The organism is Mycolicibacterium thermoresistibile (genome assembly GCF_900187065.1).
GTDB lineage: Bacteria > Actinomycetota > Actinomycetes > Mycobacteriales > Mycobacteriaceae > Mycobacterium > Mycobacterium thermoresistibile.
Map to the genome: position 1 here is coordinate 2,553,112 of NZ_LT906483.1, position 19,816 is coordinate 2,572,927.

The window sequence follows — 19,816 nt, forward strand, 5'->3', positions numbered from 1 at the left end:
TGCCTGCCGCCCCACTGAAACCAGCCGCGCAATGCCTGCTCAGGCTGTTCCACCGCAGCAGACGCCCGGGTCGCCGGCCTCGGTCTCGGCGCGGGTTCGAGGACCGGCGCCGAAGGTCTCGGAGTCGGCGAGCACGGTGTAGACCTCCCACTTCTCCCCGGCTGGGCCGGTCACCCACACCTTGTCCTGGGTGGCGAAGCAACAGGTGGTCCCGAGCTCCTCCTCGGTGAACAGACCTTCGCCGGCGAGCCGGGCGATCTCGGTGTGCACCTTGTCGCTGGAGTCGACCTCGATGCCGAGATGGTTGATGGTGCCGCCCTTGCCGGGGTTCTCCAGCAGCACCAGCTTCAGCGGCGGCTCGGCGATGGCGAAGTTGGCGTAGCCGGGCTTCACCTTCGCCGGGGGGACACCGAAGAGCTTGCTGTAGAACGTGATGGCCGTGTCGAGAGCGTCGACGTTGAGCGCCAACTGGATGCGCGACATGATCAGACTCCCCACTGGGATGAGACATATATCGAATTGATCCCCGCGTCCAGAATCCCACCTTTTCGATATATGTCAAGACTTATGGCATTGTGTATTCATGCCCAAAGCACTGCCCGTGATCGACATGTCCGACCCGGTGTGCTGCGCCCCGGTGGCCGCGGGCCCGCTGAGCGACGCCGACGCCCTGGAAGTGGCGATGCGGCTCAAGGCACTGGCCGACCCGGCACGGGTGAAGATCATGTCGCTGTTGTTCAGTTCGCGCTCGGGGGAGGCGACCAGCGGGGATCTGGCGGCGACGCTCGACCTGGCCGAGTCCACCGTCAGCCACCACATCGGCCAACTCCGGAAGGCCGGCATGGTGGTCTCCGATCGGCGCGGGATCAACGTCTTTCACCGGGTGAAGCCGGAGGCACTGCAGGCGCTGCGTGCGGTGCTCGACCCGAACTGCTGCCGGTAGAGCGTCGGATCGCCGGACTCGGTGCGACTGCGACAGGGCAGAGCGACCGACGCGGTGACGATTCACCCGACGCTGCTGACGATCGCCATGACCAGTCCGCCCAGGGTCAGCACGCCGACCATCACCGCGGCGGCGATCGCCAACTGTCGACGGTGCCGGCGGGCGGCGGCGATCGCCACCGCGATACCGGCGAGGATCAATGCCGAATACGCCGCCAGACCCACCGTCAGCGTCGCCGTTGCCGCGGCACTGGCCAGAGTCACGTTGTGCATGCCGTGAGCCTACGGCGCGACCAGGAGCACCTCGCCGCGGGACAGCGCGCCGGCGGGAGGAGGCCCCGTCGTCCGGGGGTGGTGTGGAGATCCGTGCGATGCGGAATCCCGCCCCGCTTACTTGGCCCGCTTACTTGACATAATGTGGCTTATCGGCGTTTATGGTAGGCCGACACAGATTGGGTCGAATCCCTCGATCCCTTGGCGGATCCGCGTCGGTCGCGTAGCATCCCTATCTTCGCCATCGAGCGCGGAGTCACCCCGGAGCGTCGACGATGCCCAACCACCATCCATCGCGATCATGGCGCGGGTGCGCCATGTGCAAGCCGCACAAGCGCCGCGGTTACGGCCGGGCCGTCAAGGACCCGGTTGCCGTCAAGCGCCGCCTCGGCCTGAAGCGCCGGTACTCACGGCGCACGGTCGGGACCGACTGAGCTTCCCCGCAACCCCCGTCCGCACCGTCGGTAATTCGTCACAGTGACGAAACCATGGCGACTGTCGGGATGGCGAATTCTGTTGCTTTCCTGTCGAAGTCGCCGCTCATGACGCCCAGCCCGATTCAGAACCCGGCCCGATTCAGAACTTGCCGTCGAGGTACTCCGCGTACGCCGGCAGATCGAGCTGACCGTGCCCGGACAGTCCGATGACGACGACCTGCTCGCGCGGGTCGTCGGCGACCTGCGCTGCGGCCGCCGCGATGGCATGCGTCGATTCCGGCGCGGGCACGATTCCCTGGGACCGGGCGAACTGCACACCTGCGGCGAACGCATCATGTTGCGAAATAGCAACGGCCTCAACCAAACCGAGTTCAACGGTATGGCTGAGCGCGGGCGCCATCCCGTGGTAGCGCAGCCCGCCGGCGTGGATCGGGTCGGGAACGAAATCCATGCCGAGGGTGTGCATTTTGAGCAGCGGGGTCAGACCGGCCACATCACCGTGGTCGTAGCGGTACTCACCCTGGGTGATCGACGGGCACGCCGCCGGTTCGGCGGCCACCACCCGCGGATTCGAGCGGCCGTGGATCTTCTCCCGCAGGAACGGAAACGCCAGCCCGGCGAGGTTCGAACCGCCGCCGGCACAACCGAAGACGGCATCGGCACCGCCGGGTTCCACCAGCGCGAGCTGATCGACGGCCTCCTGACCGATGACGCTCTGGTGCAGCACTACGTGGTTCAACACGCTGCCGAGCGCGTAGCGGGTGTCCGGCTCGGACGCGGCGACCTCGACCGCCTCGCTCACCGCCATGCCGAGGCTGCCGGTGGTGTTCGGATCGGAGGCGAGGATGGCCCGCCCGGCCTCGGTGAGATCCGACGGGCTCGGATGCACCGTGCCGCCGTAGGTACGGATCAGGTGACCCCGGTACGGCTTGGAGTCATAGGACGCGCGGACCTGCCACACCTCGATGTCGAGGCCGAACTGGGCCCCGGCGAATGCCAGCGCGCTACCCCACTGCCCGGCTCCTGTCTCCGTGGTCAGCTTCCGGACACCGTCGATGCTGTTGTAGTAGGCCTGCGCCACCGCCGAGTTGGTCTTGTGGCTGCCCACCGGGCTGACGCCCTCGTACTTGACGTAGATCCGCGCCCCGGTGTTCAGCGCCTGCTCGAAGCGACGGGCCCGGATCAACGGCGACGGCCGCCACATCGCGTAGATCTCCCGCACCGGTTCCGGGATCGCGATGTAGGTCTCGGTGGACACCTCCTGCGCGATCAGCCCGCTGGCGAACAGCGGCGCGAGGTCGTCCGGTCCGACCGGTTCCCTGGTGGCGGGATGCAGGTGCGGCGGGATCGGCTCATCGAGTTCGGCCGCCAGGTTGTACCAGTGTGTCGGCACCCCGACGGTGACCAGATCCGGATGGGTGGCGTCAGCCTGCTGAGTCATGCCGGATACTGTAATCCTCCGGTCTTATCACCCGGACCGTACCCGCATCCGGCCCGCCGTGTCCGCCCCTCCCCTCGCACAGCCCCGGTTTCCGTGCGCTATGTCGTCACTGTGACGATAAGGGAGTCTTGCCCCCGGGTGCTGTCAGGCCGGTCCCGAACCGTACGGACGCGTGATGATCTCCAGGTAGTGCCCGGCGGGGTCCTGGAAGTACACGCCGCAGCCGCCGTCGTTGTGGTTGATCTCGCCTTCGCGCATGCGGCGGGGATCGGCCCAGTGCCGGATACCTTGTTCGCGGATGCGCCCGTAGATCGCGTCGAACTCGTCTTCGGACACCAGGAACGCGTAATGCTGCGGGCGGATGTCGTCGCCGTCGGGGACCTGGGCGTAGTCCAGGGTGACGCCGTGGTTGAGTTCCACGGCCAGGAAATGACCGAACTCCCGCGGCGCCGGCAGTCCGAACAGGTCGGTGAGGAAGTACGCCGACTCCGCCCGGTCGTAGGCGGCGACGATGGTGTGGTTGAACGTGATGGCCATGCGGGTCCAGTCAACCACCGCGACGGCCGAACGACAACGACGTCCCGACGGGTTGCCGAGGTCAACCGCTCACCAGCGCAGCAGCGCGGCCACACCCTCGGCGTCGCGAAGTTCACCCTTGGCCGCCCCTTCCACGGGGCTGACCGTGGCCCGGGTTTCCAGCGCCCGTTCGATCAGCCGCTCGGTGAAGCGCGGATCCTTCGAGGCCTCTCCGGTCGGTCCGACCTCATCGCCGGCGTACAGCGATCCGTCCGCACCGACCGAGCCCACGTACCGGACCTCCGGGTCATACACCAGGTGGGCGACCCTGCCGGCGTTCAACGCACCGGCCACCTCGGACAGGCCCAGGGCGCTGCGGCGATGACCGGTCGCCTCGCGGATCCGGTCGACGAGCTGCTTCTCCCGCTCCCGGTGCTGTTCGTGCGCCCACTCGGTGACGGTGGCGGCCAGCTCGGCGTCGTCGAGGCCGCTGAGCACCCGGGTGTCACCGAACACGTTGTCGCGCAACGGCGGCGGGAACTTCGCGACCGCCGATTCGGTCCACCGCGGCCCGCCACTGAGCAGAATCCGTTCCCACCCACGCTGCCCGGCCAGCTCGGTGGCCACCCCGATGATCTCCTCGACGAAACGTTCGGTCAGCACCCGCTCGCGGGCCTGACGCTGCTCCCGGACCGGGGCGTTGAACTGTCCGGGTGGTCCGCCGCCGATCTGTCCGGCGCGTTCGTGCGGCGCCTCGACATAGGGCTGCTCCATGACGCTCACGGTCTGCAGGGTCCCGACCCGCCATTCGAGCAGCCGCGCCTCCTGGGTGGCGAGGATGATGACACCGGCCGGCCGGCCTTCATCGAGTGCCTCGAGCAGTGGGTGGATGAACGGGCCGTCGTCCAGGACCAACCGGTTGGCCACCGGCATCGCGATCTCGTGGCGTTCGGTCCAGCCGTCTCCCAGCCCGAAGAAGGCGACCCGGCCGCGGCCCGGGAACATGGGGCTGGTCATCCACTCGATCTGCGTCCACACCCGTTCCAGCGCGGCCGTCACGTCACGGCCGCGTTCCGATTTGTCCTCGGCCATCCGGCGCTGCAGTTCACGGAACCTGTTCTTCAGGTCGGTGGCCACCCCGCTCAGGTTGGGGTCGGGCTTGGGGTCGGCGTCCACATACACCGACAACACACCGATCTTGTCTGTCCGCCGGGAAAGGTCCCGCAAACTGTCCGCGTCGAGCCGCTCGAGGGCTACCACGACCCACCCCCTGCTCCGTGTCATCCACCGTCAACCGCTGTAGTCGGCTGTCTTCATCGACTGTCGACGTGCACAACGCCGACACGTCCTACGGTATGCCGGGCGTTGCCGTGCCGACGGGGAATTTGCCAACGAACCGAAAGCTCTTGAGAATTCCCCCTCTCGGTGCATAGCCTGGAGTATGGCTCTGCGTTGGTATCGCCGACCTCGGCTGGTGGTGCTCAACCCCAACGATCCCATTCTGGAGGCAGCGCGCGCCATCGAGGAGAACCGGATCGGCGCCGTGGTCATCCAGAAGGGCGGCCGGCTGGTCGGCATTGTGACTGACAGAGATCTCGCCGTTCGGGCGTTGGGCCGCGGGCTCGACCCGAACACGACCAAGATCGCCGAGGTGATGACGGAGTCGCCGATCACCCTCACCCCACGGGACAGCACCGACGACGCGATCCGGCTGATGCGCGAACGCAACATCCGTCGCATCCCCCTGGTGGAGCATGACCGGGTCGTCGGCATGGTGACGCTCGACGATCTGATCCTCGACGAGGCCGCGCCGCTCGAGGAGCTCGCCGCGATCGTCGAAGCGCAGATCGGTGAGGGCGGTCCCGCCGACAGCGACCGTTCACCGGCGCGTCGGCGCCGCCTGGTGCGCGCCGAGGCCACATTGAACCGCCTGGTCAAACAGGTCCAGGAAGACGCCGGATTGGAGGATGCCGATCAGGCCCGCGCGGCACTCGACATCGTCGTCGGCGCGCTGGTCCGGCGGCTCACGCCGGGCGAGGCGAAGGACTTCATCTCGCAGCTGCCGTCGCTGTTGAAGCCGCACCTGCAGACGTTGCCGCCGGGGCCGGATCGGTCCGTCACCCGGGAGTCGATCGAAGGCGACCTGGTCGCGCGGTTGGGGGTGGACCAGTCCCGGGCGACGTCCGTGCTCGCGTCGGTCGCCAACACCGTGCTGGACAGCATCAGCCCGGGTGAGGCCGACGAAGTGCGCCGCCAACTGCCGAAAGAGCTGCAGGACGTTCTCGCCGCTCCCGCTGCGGGTTCGTGACAGCGCGACCGGCCCGGCGACGTCCCGACGACCGGGCGGTGTCACCACTGGCCGTCGGTGACCACATCTGACCCGGAACCGCCCAGGGTGATCACCGATGTCGGCTCGACCGGCGTGAACGGCTCCTCCTCGAGGCCCAGCACATCGCCGACGGTCTTCACCGTCGCCAGCGCGTCCGGAGCCGCGAGATCGTCAGCGTCGGCGTCGTAATAGTCGAACCACGGCAGACCCGCCTCCACATAGGCCTCCCGGTCGACCGGCGTCGGCGGCGGCGCTTCCCCGGTGATGGCGGTCCACTGTGCGGCCGAGCACAAGTGGACGAACACCCGCCGCGCACTGTGCTCGTCGTAATCGGACAGCGGCCGGTCATCGGCATAGACCTCCTGGCGCATCCGCCCGCCGGCACCCAGACCCATATCGGCACCGCCGGTCGCGGGTGGCCCGGCGTAGATGTCCGGGCAGGCGAGCACCTCGCACGCGAGGGCATCCCGCCACTCCCGCAGCGCCCGCTGCGTCAACCCCACGGCCCGGAGTTGCACTCCGCCATGGGTTTCCTGCCCGGTGACCTGACCTTCGACGGTGGCGCCGGAACCGAGCGGCGCGGCGACGAACTGACGGATGAACCCGTCCCCGGCGTTGATGCCGTCCAGCCACGGCTGGTCGGGCAGCACGACGTAGTTCTGCGGGTCCCCGACGAGTCGGTCGATCCAGGGCAGGCCGCTGACGGCGCAGACCTTGCCGACCCCGACCTGCAGGGCAGCAGGTTCCTCGGCGGAGAACGACAGCCACATGGCTTCGCGCTGATAGATCGGCAGCATGACACCGCCGCGGGCCAACCAGTCCGCCGGTGCGGTGTCCGGATAATCGGCCACTCTGCGCAGCGGGAAACGGCCCAGCCCGGGCGGAAGCGGATGCAACCCGGTCTCGGGAATCCTCAGCGTCCGCTGGAATGTCACTCGCACCGCGCCGAGCGTCAACTGATCCCCGGCGATCCGCACCGCCCCGTCCGTCATGAAATTCCTCCCGTTCGACGTTGCGGTCATGAAAGCACGCGGCACCGACAACACCGGTCGATGCGGCCGAGCAGGCGCCGTGAACTCCGCCCGCGGCCACTCCCGTACTACGAGTGGTAGTAGGAGCCGTTGTAAAATCCGGCCGTGAGCTATCCGACCATCGGTGCAGGCAGGCTGCGCGGCGCCCTGGTCGGTTTGTGTTCAGCCGTCTTGTCCGCGGCGGCGCACGGCATCGCCGGCGGCCATCTGCCCGGTGGCGGGGCGCTGCTGCTGTTCGCGTTGACGTGCGCGGTCATCGGCGCGCTATCGAGCGGGGTGTTCGCCGGGCGACCCTCACATCACATCCTGAGAGTCAGCGGCGCGCTGATCGCCGGTCAGGCCGGGGGCCACTTCGCTCTGGTCGTCGCCGACGGTTCCGGTCTGCATTGCCCGACGGCTTTCTCACCGGAGATGCTGGTCGCCCACGGCCTCGCCGCACCGGTGTGCGCGTTGTTGATCAGCCTGGTCGAGCACCTCTACGCGGTGTGTGTATCGGCGCTGTCCTGGCTGCGGTTGTTCTTCGTCGACAGCAGCCATCCGCCGGCCGTCGCACCGTCCCGGCCTACCGAGTCTGTCGCGGTGCGCCGCTTCGTGCTCACCCCGTGCGGGATGCGCGCACCCCCGGCCTTCGCCTGCGCGTAGCGCGCTCCCCCTGAAATTCGGTGTGTCGAACCGCGACTGCGAGCGGTGCGACACCCGGAGGTTTCTCACCCTGTTCCCCGTGGTTTCCCGGGGCGGGGGATCTGACCACAGTCCATCGGTGTGGCACCGCCATGCCACCGACGAGTTTCGCGTCGCCTCCAGCCGGCGACGCCACGAGGAAGGTCGATGTTCGTTTCCAAGAAGATCGCCGGGTCAGTGCTCGGACTCACCATCGCCTCGACGACGGCGCTGGGAACGTGGACGTTCTATGACCCGCCAGACGACGGTGTGACCGCAACGCACACCGCCGACCACCCAACCGCCGCCGGGCGGGACGACTCCCACCGCCACGGGTCGGGGCACGCCGGCCACGTCCACGGGGGCCATGAAACCCACGGCCACAGGCATCACGCCGACCACCTGTCACACCACCACCACGGCGGCGACGGTCACCACCGGCATGGTTCCCACCACGAGCATTCCGCCGGGGGCCACGATGGTCACGGCGGCTCACACGGTGCTCATGCCCACGGGGACCACGCGATGATGGCTGCGGGGCACGGCGGTCACGGCCATGGCGGGCACGGCGCCCACGCTGAACACGGCGGCCATGAGGGGCACGGGGGCCACGGCGGGCACGGCACCCACGCTGAACACGACGGCCACGGGGGGCACGGCGGCCACGGCGGACACGGCAGTCACGGAGGACACGGCAGCCACGGAGGACACGGCGGTGGCAGCGACCATGACGACCACACCGACCATGGCGACCACTCCGATCACGGGGACCGCGGAGGGCACGGCGGCGATCACGACCATGGTGATCACGGTGATCACGGTGACCATGACGATCACGACCACCATGGCGACGGCGCGGGTTCGGACCATGACACGCCCGGCGGCTCCGACGACTTGGACACCGAAGAGCCCGACCTCCCTGGTCACGACCACGATCAGGGCGGTGACCACCACACTCCGCACCCCGGATCCGGCGGCAGCGCCACGGCTGAATCCGGTCCCCGGCCGGTCCGCGCGCAGATCCGGACATCGCGCCCCTCGACCCCGGTTTCCAGAGGTCACGACAGCAGCCGATCCTCGCCGGAATCATCTGCAGCCGGCAATGATTCGCTCACGAAGCGGGATCCGGACGACTGACTGGCGACCGTTGGTGAGCGGGGTGGAGATCGTCGCACCTCCGACCCTCCGCCCCGCTCTCAGCCGCGCTACTCCAGCCAGTCGTTACCCGCCAGCCCCAGCTGCGTCACGTCGAGGCTCGGCGTGATCCCGGATTCCGGTGCCAGGCCGTGCTTCTCCAGCACCGACCGCAGGATCTCGGCGGCGTCGATGTTCAGCGGGCTGGACACCCACATCGCGTACGGCAGGTTGATGAACCGGTTCTCCCGGACCGCCCGGAGGTTGCGGCTGGCCGGATTGGCGCGCAGCGCCGCGATCTTCTCCTCGACGGTCTGGCCCGGATAGTCGACGAACACGATGAGATCCGGGTCCGCGGTGGCGATGCGCTCCCAACTCACCGTGGTCCAGGTGTCGCGGACGTCCTCGGTGGCATTGCGCGCGCCGGCGGCGTCGATGATGCCCTGCGGCCCACCGAACATCCCGGACGAGAAGATGGTGTCGGTGCCGCTGTCGAACAGGAAGACCGTCGGCTTGCGTTCGGGCTGCGGTGCGGCGCGCAGCTTTTCGAGTCGCTCGGCGATGTCGTCGGCGGCCCGGGCGCCCTGTTCGGCGTTGCCGGTGATGATGCCGATGTTGCGTAGATCGGTGTCCAGCGCGACCCAGGGATCCATGGTGCCGCGAGCCGCCTGGCCCGGCATCTGCCGGCACGCCTCGGACAGCTGATACACCGCGATCCCGTACCGGTCCAGAATCTCCGGGGTGATGCCGCGTTCCTCCCCCATCCCGTAGTTGTACCCGGCGAACAGCACCTGCGGTTGGGCGCCGACGATGTTCTCCAGCGTCGGACGCGACGGTGCGACCTCGTTGAGATCGTCGACCTGCGAACCGTATTCGAGGCGCAGCACGTCGACGTCCCGGGCCATCGAGCTGACGGCGACCATCGAATCCCGGGCGCCGGCGGCCAGCGTGATGGCGATCATGCCGCCGTCGTTGACGAACAGCCGCTCCACCGGATGCGGGAAGGTGACCTGCTCTCCGCAGTTGTCGACGGTGACGGTATCGGTGGTAACCGCCCCCGAATCCGAACCGCATCCCGCCATCAGGCTCGCGGCGATCCCGAACACCGCCAACAACCGAGAAGTCTGTGCCACAGTCATCTTCCTCTGTCAGATTTTCGTCGCGGATCGCGACACCGAATCGGCGTGGGAGAACAGCAGATGCGCACGCCCCGTCGTGGGGTGGCGGACGACGTCGCCGACGACGTCGAACACCTGTCGGAGCAACTCGGGCTCCAACACCTCGGCCGGCGGTCCGTGAGCGAGCACCCGGCCGTCGGCGACGACCGCGACCGCATCGAAATACCGCAGCACCAGGTCGAGGTCGTGCATCGCGGCGACCACGGTGCAGCCGAGCTCGTGAAGGATCTGCAACAGCCGCAGCTGCCATGCGGCATCGAGATGGTTGGTGGGTTCATCCAGCACCAGCACCGGCGTCTGCTGCGCCAACGCCCTGGCCAGCACCACCCGGTGGCGTTCCCCACCGGACAGCCGCGAACAGGGCCGGTCGGCCCAACTGCCCAGACCGACGACGGTCAGGGCCGCCCGCACGACGGTGCGTTCGGCCAGATCGGATCCCGACCACGGCGTGCGGTAGGGAATGCGCCCCAGGCCGACCGCCTCCCCGACGGTCAGCTCGCCGGACGGCTGTTCCTCCTGCCCCACCACCGCGATGGTTCTGGCCCGCCGCCGCGCCGACATCCGGTGCAGATCCTCATCACCGACCCGGACGGTGCCCGAAGCCGGTGTGTCCAGACCCGACAGCACCCGCAACAGCGTGGACTTCCCGGCCCCGTTCGGACCCACAACGGCCAGTCGGGTGCCGGCGGGAACCATCAGATCGACTTCGGACACAATGGTTCTGGCGCCCCGGCGACAATCCACACCGTGTGCGCTGAGCGGTGCGCTGGTCAGCGTGGCGATCATGTGGCGCCTCCGAACTCGTAGCGGCGCCGCCCCATGAGGAACAGGAACACCGGAGCGCCGATGAGACCGGTGACGATGCCCAGCGGCATCTCCCGCGGTGCGGCCAGTTCCCGGGAGACCACATCCACCCACACCAGAAACAGCGCTCCCGCGCACACCGTCACCGGAAGCATGGCGCGGTGCGTCGCGCCGACGATCAGCCTGGCTGCGTGCGGCACGATCAGCCCGATGAAACCGATGCCGCCGGCCACGGCCACCAACACACCGACGAGCACGCCCTGCATCGCGAACAGCCCGTTGCGCAGGGCCCGCACCGGGACCCCGAGCGATGCCGCGGTGTCGGACCCGGCCGCGTACGCGTCCAGCCACGAATGGATCAGCAACGCCCCGACCAGACCGATCGCCACCACGGCCGCGGCGAGCGGAACTTTGGCCCAGGTCGCCCCGGCGACGCTGCCGAGCAGCCAGAACATCACGCTCTCGGCCGCATGCGGATCCCCGGCGGTGAACACCAGCAGCGAGGACACCGCCATGTAGGCCGAGGACAGCACCACACCGGACAGGATCAACCGCAGCGCGGTGAGTCCGCCCTGGGCGCGGGCCACCGTGTAGACGGTGAGGGTCGCCGCCATCGCGCCGAACAGCGCCCCACCCGACAGCGCCCACACGCCGAACCCGGACAGCACGCCCAGCGTCATGACGGCCGTGGCGCCCACCGCCGCACCGGCGGACACCCCGAGCAGGTACGGCTCGGCGAGCGGGTTCCGGACGAGGGCCTGCATCAGCGCGCCGGCCAGGGCCAGACCGGCGCCCACGACGGCCGCCAGGATCGAACGCGGTAACCGCAACTCCCAGATGATGACGGCATACCCCGCATCGACCTCGGCGCCGGTGAGCCGTCCGAGCACGGTGCGCCACACCTCGCCCAGCGGAATGTGCTCGGCCCCGAAAGCGATCGACACGATGATGCTCACCACGGTGAGCACCGCGAGCACCCCGGTCAGGACTCCGGGCGACATCCGCCGAGCAGTGGGAACCGACGCTGCGCCGGTTCGATCACCCGTTCGCTCGGGCAGGGTCAGGGACACAGTGTCCGCACCCGGTGCTCCGGGCGGCGCTTCGAACGGCCGGATCGCCTGGATGAGTGCCGCCTGGCAGGTCGTCGTGGACACGGCACGGACACGCTGTGCGGAGGGCCGAGCGTCATCACGGATATCGCCTCTGTATGCCGGGGTATCTGATCGCGAGATACCGGTGGACACCAGCGAGGACGGCAGGTCTTCGGACTCGGGATCGCCCGGACGCGACGCCTTCCCGGATTGCTCCAGTGGCCGATGTCGGGTCCGTCCCCCATACCGCTGCGCGCCAGTCCCGGATTCGCACCGGGTTCCCTGGCATCCGCGTTGTACGGATGCGACCGTCCTCGAGGGCCGAGACTATCAAGCGTCTCCGGTCCCGTGCCGTCACCGGCCCGAATCGACCACCGCCACCACGTGGCCTTCGTCCGCGGATTGCTTGATCCCGGCCGCGATGACGAGGGCCGACAACACGACGGCGACCAGGAGAAGTGCCGCGACGTCGCCCCACAGATGCCCGATGTCGTGTCCGCCGCCGAGCGACTGGACCGCCATGATCGCGGCGTGGACGGCGCTGGAGACGACGGTGAACCAGATCAGGCTGAGGTGTGCCCCGGGCCGGCGGGCGGCGTTCCACAGGAACAGGCCCAGCGTCGCATACAGGCCGACGATCATCATGAAGTAGTCGGACTGGTACGGAGCGCCGGAATGCCATGACCAACCCGACGGCCACACCACCGCCAACGGATACAGCAGCATCACCGCCCCGAACACGACGAGCGCGATCTGCAGGAGCCTGTGGCTGATTGAGGGTGACTCGATTGAGGGTGACTGGGCCGACGGTGACAAGGCGCTCCCCAGGACGTGACGGACAGGCGGATTCAGTTTGGGTAAGCCACCACGTTGATGAGCACACCGTACGCCCGGCCCTCCCGCGACGCGGCGAAATCCTCTTCCGCGACGCGGCGAGATCGTCGACGCGCTTCCACGGCCTTCCATGGCGTGTTTGCATGGGGATCGCCGCCCCGCGGGCGTCGCTCGCTAACGTGTCCGCATGGTGCACCCGGCATTGACGATTCCCCCGCGGTGGGAGGACGTCACCCCCGAATGGATGACGGCCGCGATCTCGACCCGGCACCCCGGGGCGACCGTCGAACGGGTCACCCTCCTCCTGCGTGACGACGGGACCAATCGCCGGGCCCGCTTCGAACTGGCTTATGCGTCCGGCACCGGTCCCCGCCGGGTGTTCGTCAAGGCCGAGTCCGGCGTGCCCGGACGACGCGAGATCCACTACGAGAACGGCAACCTGTTCAACGAATCCTGGCTCTACCGAGCGCTGCTCGACGGGCGCACCGAACTGCCGCTGGAACATCCGCGCGCCTACGCCGTCGCGATCGATGAGTCCGCGCTCGACTACGTCATCGTCTTCGAGGATCTGCTCGAGCGCTCCGCCGATCCGCGCGACCCCACCCGCCCCCTGACGGCCGATCAGGTGGCCGACGGGTTGCAGGGGCTGGCCCGGCTGCACAGCCGGCACTGGAACCGGGTCGGCGACGAACCCGAACTCGCCTGGGTGCAGCCCTTCAGGCCGACCCGCGGCTGGACCGCGCCGATGACCGCGGCGCTGCCGCACGGCATCACCGCCGCCCGTGACGTGCTGTCCGACGCGGTGACTCACCTCGACGCCGACGGTCTGGTCGACGTGTGGACCGCCTACATCGGCGGCCTGGGCACCGGTCCGCAGACCTTCCTGCACGGTGACCCGCACATCGGCAACACCTACCTGCTGCCCGACGACACGGTCGGGTTCCTGGACTGGCAGGTGGTCCGCAGCGGGCACTGGTCCCACGACGTGGGCTATTTCCTGCAGAGCGCGTTGACCGAGGCCGACCGGCGCGCTCACGAGGCCGCCCTCCTCGCCCACTACCGGAATGCGTTGCAGCTCCCCGAGATCCGACGGCCCACCGCGGAGGAAGCGTGGCTGCGATACCGCGCCTCGGCCGCCCACGGGCTGCCGGTGTGGCTGATCACGCTGCTCAGCGATGCACACCCGACCGAACGCAGCCGCGCCCTGGTGCAGCGTTTCGCCGCGGCGTTCACCGATCTAGACACCCCCGCCGCGGTGCAGACGCTGCGCCGTACGTGACCGACCGAGAAAGAGATCCGCACATGGCATCGACCTGGACCGCCGACCGGCTCGGCGATCTGACCGGCCGGCGCATCATCGTCACCGGCGCCACCAACGGTGTGGGCCTGGGCACCGCTCGGCTGCTGGCCCGCGCCGGCGCACACGTGATCATGGCGGTGCGCAACACCGACCTCGGAGCGCGACGGTGCGCCGAGATCGGCGGCTCCACCGAGGTGATCGAACTGGATCTGGCCGATCTGTCCTCGGTGCGCTCGTTCCCGGACCGGCTCGCCGGACCGGTCGACGTGTTGATCAACAACGCGGGCATGATCGCCCAGCGACGCCGCGACAGCGTCGACGGTTTCGAGATCACGTTGGCGACCAATCTGCTGGGGCCGTTCGCCCTCACCAATCTGCTGTTCGACCGGATCGGATCGAAGATCATCACGGTCGCCTCCGATGCGCACCGCGCGGCCCGGCTTCATCTGCACGACATGCACTTCCGCAGCACCCGGTGGTCGCCGATGGGCGCGTACACCCATTCCAAACTCGCGGTCATGTTGTGGGGGCTGGAATTGGACCGTCGACTTCGGGCGGCCGGCTCACCGGTGACGAGCTATCTGACCCATCCGGGCTGGGTGTCGTCGAATCTGTCCAACGTGTCCCGGTCACCGGTGCTGGCGGCCGCGCACCGGATCGTCACCTCGGCCGCCGGAGTTCTGGGCAACGACATCGAGGCCGGGGCGGCGCCGACGCTGTACTGCCTCACCGAACCGATCCCTCCCGGCAGCTATGTCGGTGTCGCGGGCCGGTTCGGTCTACGGGGCGGGCCGGTGCTGATCGGCCGTTCTCCCGCCGCCTGCGACTACACGGCCGCAGCCGATCTGGTGGCCTTCGCCGAACGGGAGACCGGCACCGAATCACCGGTGTGACACGTCACGCCCGGGGGTGGTCACGCCGTGAAGGTGATGTGCAGCTCGGTCAGGCCCCGCAGCAGAAACGTCGGCTCGTACCGGTACGTGCGGTCACCGGCGGGTCCGTGCACGGTGTCGTCGATCGCCAGATCGCGCATCCGGTCCAGCACCCGTTCCACGGTGATCCGCCCCTCCACCCGGGCCAACGGGGCGCCGGCGCAGCTGTGGATCCCCCGCCCGAACGCGATGTGTTCCCGCACATTCCTGCGGTCGGGCCGGAACTCGTGCGGCTGCTCGAACTTTCGCGGATCCCGGTTCGCCGCGCCCAGGCACAGCATCAGCACGGTCCCGGCCGCGATCCGCACCCCACCCAGTTCGGTGGTCTTGCGGGCCAACCGGAAGTCCACCTTGGTCGGGCTCTCCATCCGCAGCGACTCTTCGATGAAAGTCGGGATCAATGACCGGTTCTCGCGCAACATCTGTTGATACTCGGGGCGTTCGCCCAGCGTCTTGATCGCCGAGCTGAGCAGTTTGGTGACGGTTTCCTGCCCGGCCGCGAACAGGAACGTGGCGGGCCGGACCACCTCGAGCAGTTCCGGTGTGGACCCGTCGGGATAGGTCGCCGCGGCCATCCCGCTGAGCACATCGCCGCGGGGTTCGCGGCGGCGCTCGGCGATGTACTCGCTGAACTTGTCGTCGAGGTACTCCAGCGGGTTGAGCCCCACCGGTTCGCCGTCGAGCGCTCCCACCCGCGAACCCGGCCGCGCATCCGCGCCGAGTGCCTGACGGAACTCCGCCCGGTCCTCCTCGGGGACGCCCAGCAGGTCGATGATCGCCATCGTCGCGAACGGTTTGGCGTATTCGGACAGGAATTCGCAGCGGCCGGCGGCGATGAACTCGTCGAGCTGGCGGTCGGCCAGCTGCCACATGAAATCCTCGTTCTCCTTGAGCCGCCGCGGTGTCAGCAGTTTGGTCAGCAGCGATCTGGCCCGGGTGTGCTGCGGCGGATCCATCACCACCATGTGCTCGTGGATGGGGAACTCGTGGCGGTGCGCCTCGATCTGCTCGCTGATGTCGTCGCCCTCGGGTTCGAACGGCAGCGGTGGGAACGGCCCGCCGATCGCGTTGACGGCCGAGAAGCACTCGTGGTTCTTGAACGCCGCCAGCACCTCCTCATACCCGGTGACCGCGACGACGCCGTGGTGCGGTTCGCGGAACACCGGCCCCTGCGACCGCAGGTACTCGTAGTACTCGTACGGGTTCTGGCTGACGGCCTCGTCGGAGAAGTAGTCCACGGCGGCGAGATCGGTCATGGCTCGTTGTCCTCCCGGTCGCGGCGCGGCACCGTCCCACGCCCCACCCGACACATTTTGATCAGTCGATTAAACTGTTAGGGTGAGCCATGCCTACCACGCGCCAGAACCGGCGGTCAAGCGATTCCGGGTCGGTCGACACCGGTGCGCGCAGCCGCCTCATCGAGGCCACCGCGCAGATCATGCGTGAGGAGGGCTACGCCGCGGCCACCTCGCGGCGGGTCGCCGCCCGCGCCGGGGTCAAGCAGGCGCTGGTCTACTACTACTTCCCGACCATGGACGATCTGTTCGTCGAGGTGCTGCGCACCGGTGCCGAGGCGGCGCTGGAACGCATGCGCACCGCGCTCACCGACGACGATCCGTTGCGGGCGTTGTGGGAACTCAACAGCGACACCCGCCTCACCAGCCTGAACAGCGAGTTCATCGCCCTGGCCAACCATCGCAAGGCGATCCGCGCCGAACTCAAGGCCTACGCCGAGCGGGTCCGTGACATCGAGACCGCGGCGGTGACGGTGGCGCTGCGCGCCCGCGGCGTCGATCTCGACGACCACCCGCCGGTGGCGGTGTCCATGCTGATCGCCCAGATCGCCCGCAGCCTGTGCAACGAACGCGCCGTCGGGGTCACCCTGGGCCATGACGAGCTGCGGGCCTTCATGGACCGGCTGATGACCCAGCTCGGCGCGCCGGCACGGGCCTCGGCGCCGCCGCCCGCCCAGCGCTGATCACCGCCCCCCGACACCGGCGGCCGCCCAGCGGCCGGAAAGGCCTTCCCGACTGATCGAGTGACCAGAACCGGGGTCGGTGCGCGGCGGCCGTCGGGTGGGGCATACCGCGGTGGTCACCGGTCCCACCGGTCCCGGCGGTCGGCCGGGACCGGTGCGGCCGGAACCTCAGCGCCCTGACCGTCGCTCTTGCCGGCCGACCAGCCGAGGCCTTCGCAGATCCCGTCGGTGGGCAGCGAGAGCCGGTTGGGCAGCGGGATTCCGACTCCCGGAATGCTCGGCAGATTCAGTTCCGGCGGCGAGAACAACGTGGACGTCGCCGCGGCCACGCCGGGCATCGCCGCCGACGCGGAACCGGAGGCGGTCTCCAGCACCGCGGCTTCCGGGGTGCCCGGCGCCGGCGGGGGTGGTGGCGGCACCACGCTGGTGACGGTGTTGGCCGTCGTCTGCAGCGGTAGCAGCAGGCTGGGCAGCAGGCCGGATCTGGCCGCCGAGGTGCCCGACGGCGGCGCGGCCGGCGGCACCACCCGGGTCGCCTGGTTCAGCACGTCGGCGGCCGGACCGGTGGGCGGTGTCGGCGGCACCACGGCCTCGGTGTCACTGCGGCCGGTCGCCGGCGGCGTCGGTGGCTGCGGATTGCCCGGCGCCTCCGCCGAATCCTCGGTCCGCGTGCCGGGCCCACCGGGATGCGGCGGGGTGGCGGCGTCGATGTCACCGCCCGCGGGGACCGGCGGGGCGGGCGGAGCGGGCGGGCCCGCATCGGTCACCGCGGCGGGCACCGCCGCCGGCGGTGCGGGCGGGGCCGGAGCACCCGCGCCGGCACCCTCGGCGGCCGCCGCGGCCGGACCCGGAGCAGCCGACACCGCCGGCACTCCTTCACCCCCGGCCGCGCGCACCTCACCGGATTCGGCGGGCGGACGGCCGGTTTCGGCACCGGAGACCGCACCAGCGCCCTCACCGCCTCCGCCGCCGGCAGTGCCCTCGGTGCCCTCGGTACCCTCCGGGCGGGGCCCCTCGTCGGACGGCCGGGCCTCGGTCTCCACCGAACGGGCCGCATCCTCGACCACTGCAGCCGGAGCCGGCGGAGCCGCAGCCCCGGCGGCGGTCTCCACCGGGGCGCCCGCGGCGGCAGGCGGTGCGGGCGGGATCGCCGCCCCGGCGGCGTCCTCGACAGGGGCGCCCGGCGCCGGCGGGGCCGGCGGGGTCACCACCTCGGCCGCGTCGTCGGCCGCGGTACCGGGACCGGTCGGGGTCGGCGGCGTCGCGCCGTCGACGGCGTCCTCGACCGGAGTGCCCGGCGCCGGCGGGCCGGGCGGGGTCACCACCTCGGCCGCGTCGTCGACCACGGCGCCGGGACCGGGGGGATGCGGCGGGGTCGCGACCTCGACCGAGTTCTCGACCTCGACGGGCGGGCCGTCGACCGGTGGGGTGGCGACCTCGGCCCGGTGGTCGATCTCGGCTCCCGGGATCTCCACCTCGGCCGGAACCGAGGTTTCGGCGGCGTGCTCGATCGGGGCGGTCGGGCCCGGCGGAACCGGTGGGGTCCCGGCCTCGGTGGCGACCGACGCGTCGACGCCGGGAACGGACGCCTCGGCGGGTGGTCCGGTCACCTCGACGTTGTGGGCGATCTCCGGGCCACCGATGGTTCCGCCGGGAAAGCCCGGCAGTTCCAGCATGTTCGAGCCGCCTCCGCTGACCTCACCGGGCGGGACGGGCGGTGAGAACACCTCGAGCGCGGTGGAGGTCTCCGAACCGGGGGTCGGCGGCGCCGGCACGGTGACGTTCTGCGACGACTGGTCGATGACGGCGCCCGGCTCGCCCGGAGTCGGAGGTGGGGCGATCTCGCCGCCCCCGCCGCCACCGGCAGGCGGTGACGGCGGACCGGGCGGGATCTCGGCGTCGTCGCGTTCCTCGACCTCGGCGGGCGGTGCCGGCGGACCCGGCGGCGTCTCCACATCACCACCACCGCCACCACCAGCAGGCGGAGCCGGCGGACCCGGCGGCGTCTCCACATCACCACCACCGCCACCACCAGCAGGCGGAGCCGGCGGACCCGGCGGCGTCTCCACATCACCACCACCGCCACCACCAGCAGGCGGAGCCGGCGGACCCGGCGGCGTCCCCGCATCGCCACCACCGCCACCACCAGCAGGCGGAGCCGGCGGTCCGGGTGGGGTCGCGTCTGCGGCGGCGGTGTCGATCGGCGCACCCGGGGCCGGCGGCTCCGGCTCGGCCGCCCGGGCAGCAGACTCCACCCGAGCGCCGTCATCGGGCGCCGGTGTGTCGGATCCGCCGCCCTCGCCGCCTCCGGCTCCGCCGCCGGGGGGCTGTGATTCCCGCGGCCGCTCGGTGTCGCGGGAGGCGTCCTCGATGCGGGCATCCGGCGCCGGGGGCGCGGGCGGCGTCGCGGCGCCGCCTCCCCCACCGCCGGCAGCGGGCGGACCGGGTGGTGCCGGTGGAACCACCAGTTCGATCGGATGGCTCACCGGGGCACCGGGAGTCGGCGGGCCGGGCGGCACCCCGACACCACCGCCACCACCGCCGGCTCCCGGTGGAGTCGGCGGACCGGGCGGGACGCCGATGCCGCCGCCACCACCGCCGGCTCCCGGCGGGGTGGGCGGACCGGGCGGGAGTGCGGTCCCGCCGCCACCGCCGCCCGCTGCGGGCGGGCTCGGCGGGCCGGGCGGAACCGCGGTGCGGGACTGATTCGTCACCGGCGCCCCCGGTGTGGGAGGGCCGGGCGGAACCGATGCGCCGCCGCCGCCGGACGCGGGCGGCACCGCCGCCGGCGGCGTCGGCAACAGCATGTCGGTGAAGGTGTGCGCCGCGGCCTCCGGCGACTCCGGCAGCTGCGGTGGATTGGTCACCAAGGTCTGGAACAGACTCACGCAGGGCACCCCGGGACTCGGTGCCGCCATCACCGGCGACGGATCGAG

General features: G+C 70.2%; 19 protein-coding genes and 1 riboswitch. Of the genes, 6 read left to right on the top strand and 13 right to left on the bottom strand.

Annotation, left to right across the window (positions count from 1 at the left end; all coding sequences use genetic code 11):
* Positions 1-39: 39 nt before the first annotated feature.
* The gene (locus tag CKW28_RS11915; protein WP_040548336.1) at positions 40-483 is read right to left on the bottom strand and encodes an ArsI/CadI family heavy metal resistance metalloenzyme; all 444 of its coding nucleotides are present in this window, start codon (positions 481-483) and stop codon (positions 40-42) included.
* A gap of 100 nt (positions 484-583) precedes the next feature.
* Here CKW28_RS11915 and CKW28_RS11920 point away from each other — a divergent pair, with 100 nt between their 5' ends.
* The gene (locus CKW28_RS11920; protein WP_003927612.1) at positions 584-943 is read left to right on the top strand and encodes an Rv2640c family ArsR-like transcriptional regulator; all 360 of its coding nucleotides are present in this window, start codon (positions 584-586) and stop codon (positions 941-943) included.
* A gap of 62 nt (positions 944-1,005) precedes the next feature.
* Here CKW28_RS11920 and CKW28_RS11925 read toward each other — a convergent pair whose 3' ends face one another.
* From CKW28_RS11925 to CKW28_RS11945, 4 genes are all read right to left on the bottom strand, one after another.
* Entirely contained in the window at positions 1,006-1,215 is a 210-nt protein-coding gene (locus tag CKW28_RS11925; RefSeq protein WP_003927613.1) for a hypothetical protein, read from the bottom strand.
* A 576-nt stretch (positions 1,216-1,791) separates the two neighbouring features.
* On the bottom strand, positions 1,792-3,093 hold the full coding sequence (locus tag CKW28_RS11935) for a TrpB-like pyridoxal phosphate-dependent enzyme (protein WP_003927615.1): 1,302 nt from the start codon (positions 3,091-3,093) through the stop codon (positions 1,792-1,794).
* 144 nt (positions 3,094-3,237) lie between these two features.
* Positions 3,238-3,630, bottom strand: coding sequence for a VOC family protein (locus CKW28_RS11940; protein ID WP_003927616.1), 393 nt, complete (start codon positions 3,628-3,630; stop codon positions 3,238-3,240).
* Positions 3,631-3,699: 69 nt separating this feature from the next.
* Positions 3,700-4,869, bottom strand: a complete 1,170-nt coding sequence (locus tag CKW28_RS11945) for an MSMEG_1130 family ribosome hibernation factor (RefSeq protein ID WP_003927617.1) — start codon at positions 4,867-4,869, stop codon at positions 3,700-3,702.
* 181 nt (positions 4,870-5,050) lie between these two features.
* Between CKW28_RS11945 and CKW28_RS11950 the strand changes: the two genes are divergently transcribed.
* Positions 5,051-5,917, top strand: coding sequence for a CBS domain-containing protein (locus tag CKW28_RS11950; RefSeq protein ID WP_234784901.1), 867 nt, complete (start codon positions 5,051-5,053; stop codon positions 5,915-5,917).
* Positions 5,918-5,958: 41 nt separating this feature from the next.
* Here CKW28_RS11950 and CKW28_RS11955 read toward each other — a convergent pair whose 3' ends face one another.
* Complete coding sequence (locus tag CKW28_RS11955; RefSeq protein WP_003927619.1) at positions 5,959-6,930, bottom strand: hypothetical protein; 972 nt, start codon at positions 6,928-6,930, stop codon at positions 5,959-5,961.
* Positions 6,931-7,074: 144 nt separating this feature from the next.
* Between CKW28_RS11955 and CKW28_RS11960 the strand changes: the two genes are divergently transcribed.
* A complete protein-coding gene (locus CKW28_RS11960) occupies positions 7,075-7,611 on the top strand; it encodes a hypothetical protein (RefSeq protein WP_003927620.1) in 537 nt (178 codons plus the stop codon).
* Between the two features lie 510 nt (positions 7,612-8,121).
* Here CKW28_RS11960 and CKW28_RS23580 read toward each other — a convergent pair.
* The 5 genes from CKW28_RS23580 to CKW28_RS11985 all read right to left on the bottom strand — a co-directional run bounded on the left by CKW28_RS23580 (position 8,122) and on the right by CKW28_RS11985 (position 12,625).
* Positions 8,122-8,583 (bottom strand): hypothetical protein, encoded by a 462-nt coding sequence (locus CKW28_RS23580; RefSeq protein ID WP_003927621.1) that lies wholly within the window; start codon positions 8,581-8,583, stop codon positions 8,122-8,124.
* A 251-nt stretch (positions 8,584-8,834) separates the two neighbouring features.
* A complete protein-coding gene (locus CKW28_RS11970; RefSeq protein ID WP_197700582.1) occupies positions 8,835-9,902 on the bottom strand; it encodes an ABC transporter substrate-binding protein in 1,068 nt (355 codons plus the stop codon).
* A 9-nt stretch (positions 9,903-9,911) separates the two neighbouring features.
* A complete protein-coding gene (locus CKW28_RS11975) occupies positions 9,912-10,727 on the bottom strand; it encodes an ABC transporter ATP-binding protein (RefSeq protein WP_003889342.1) in 816 nt (271 codons plus the stop codon).
* A complete protein-coding gene (locus CKW28_RS11980; RefSeq protein WP_003927623.1) occupies positions 10,724-11,746 on the bottom strand; it encodes a FecCD family ABC transporter permease in 1,023 nt (340 codons plus the stop codon). The genes CKW28_RS11975 and CKW28_RS11980 overlap by 4 nt, the downstream gene beginning before the upstream one ends.
* A gap of 236 nt (positions 11,747-11,982) precedes the next feature.
* Positions 11,983-12,164, bottom strand: a riboswitch (cobalamin riboswitch).
* Positions 12,165-12,190: 26 nt separating this feature from the next.
* Complete coding sequence (locus tag CKW28_RS11985; protein ID WP_308210498.1) at positions 12,191-12,625, bottom strand: DUF6632 domain-containing protein; 435 nt, start codon at positions 12,623-12,625, stop codon at positions 12,191-12,193.
* A gap of 232 nt (positions 12,626-12,857) precedes the next feature.
* On the opposite strand from CKW28_RS11985, the gene CKW28_RS11990 reads away from it, so the two are divergent.
* Both CKW28_RS11990 and CKW28_RS11995 read left to right on the top strand, forming a co-directional pair.
* Positions 12,858-13,949 carry a phosphotransferase family protein gene (locus CKW28_RS11990; protein ID WP_003927625.1) on the top strand — a complete coding sequence of 364 codons (1,092 nt, stop codon included), beginning with the start codon at positions 12,858-12,860 and terminating at the stop codon, positions 13,947-13,949.
* 23 nt (positions 13,950-13,972) lie between these two features.
* Positions 13,973-14,863 (top strand): SDR family NAD(P)-dependent oxidoreductase, encoded by an 891-nt coding sequence (locus CKW28_RS11995; protein WP_003927626.1) that lies wholly within the window; start codon positions 13,973-13,975, stop codon positions 14,861-14,863.
* 20 nt (positions 14,864-14,883) lie between these two features.
* Here the strand turns inward: CKW28_RS11995 and CKW28_RS12000 are convergent, their stop codons facing one another.
* Positions 14,884-16,158 (bottom strand): cytochrome P450, encoded by a 1,275-nt coding sequence (locus CKW28_RS12000; RefSeq protein WP_003927627.1) that lies wholly within the window; start codon positions 16,156-16,158, stop codon positions 14,884-14,886.
* 89 nt (positions 16,159-16,247) lie between these two features.
* Between CKW28_RS12000 and CKW28_RS12005 the strand changes: the two genes are divergently transcribed.
* A complete protein-coding gene (locus CKW28_RS12005) occupies positions 16,248-16,880 on the top strand; it encodes a TetR/AcrR family transcriptional regulator (protein WP_003927628.1) in 633 nt (210 codons plus the stop codon).
* A 116-nt stretch (positions 16,881-16,996) separates the two neighbouring features.
* Here CKW28_RS12005 and CKW28_RS24305 read toward each other — a convergent pair whose 3' ends face one another.
* A complete protein-coding gene (locus CKW28_RS24305; RefSeq protein WP_162292333.1) occupies positions 16,997-19,768 on the bottom strand; it encodes a hypothetical protein in 2,772 nt (923 codons plus the stop codon).
* Between the last annotated feature and the right edge of the window lie 48 nt (positions 19,769-19,816).

Coding starts and splice junctions, on each gene's coding strand:
- CKW28_RS11935 (WP_003927615.1), bottom strand. CDS start 3,093: ATGACTCAGCAGGCTGACGCCACCCATCCGGATCTGGTCACCGTCGGG.
- CKW28_RS11995 (WP_003927626.1), top strand. CDS start 13,973: ATGGCATCGACCTGGACCGCCGACCGGCTCGGCGATCTGACCGGCCGG.
- CKW28_RS11925 (WP_003927613.1), bottom strand. CDS start 1,215: ATGCACAACGTGACTCTGGCCAGTGCCGCGGCAACGGCGACGCTGACG.
- CKW28_RS11955 (WP_003927619.1), bottom strand. CDS start 6,930: ATGACGGACGGGGCGGTGCGGATCGCCGGGGATCAGTTGACGCTCGGC.
- CKW28_RS11970 (WP_197700582.1), bottom strand. CDS start 9,902: ATGACTGTGGCACAGACTTCTCGGTTGTTGGCGGTGTTCGGGATCGCC.
- CKW28_RS12005 (WP_003927628.1), top strand. CDS start 16,248: ATGCCTACCACGCGCCAGAACCGGCGGTCAAGCGATTCCGGGTCGGTC.
- CKW28_RS11990 (WP_003927625.1), top strand. CDS start 12,858: ATGGTGCACCCGGCATTGACGATTCCCCCGCGGTGGGAGGACGTCACC.
- CKW28_RS12000 (WP_003927627.1), bottom strand. CDS start 16,158: ATGACCGATCTCGCCGCCGTGGACTACTTCTCCGACGAGGCCGTCAGC.
- CKW28_RS11940 (WP_003927616.1), bottom strand. CDS start 3,630: ATGGCCATCACGTTCAACCACACCATCGTCGCCGCCTACGACCGGGCG.
- CKW28_RS11975 (WP_003889342.1), bottom strand. CDS start 10,727: ATGATCGCCACGCTGACCAGCGCACCGCTCAGCGCACACGGTGTGGAT.
- CKW28_RS11980 (WP_003927623.1), bottom strand. CDS start 11,746: ATGTCGCCCGGAGTCCTGACCGGGGTGCTCGCGGTGCTCACCGTGGTG.
- CKW28_RS11950 (WP_234784901.1), top strand. CDS start 5,051: ATGGCTCTGCGTTGGTATCGCCGACCTCGGCTGGTGGTGCTCAACCCC.
- CKW28_RS11920 (WP_003927612.1), top strand. CDS start 584: ATGCCCAAAGCACTGCCCGTGATCGACATGTCCGACCCGGTGTGCTGC.
- CKW28_RS11915 (WP_040548336.1), bottom strand. CDS start 483: ATGTCGCGCATCCAGTTGGCGCTCAACGTCGACGCTCTCGACACGGCC.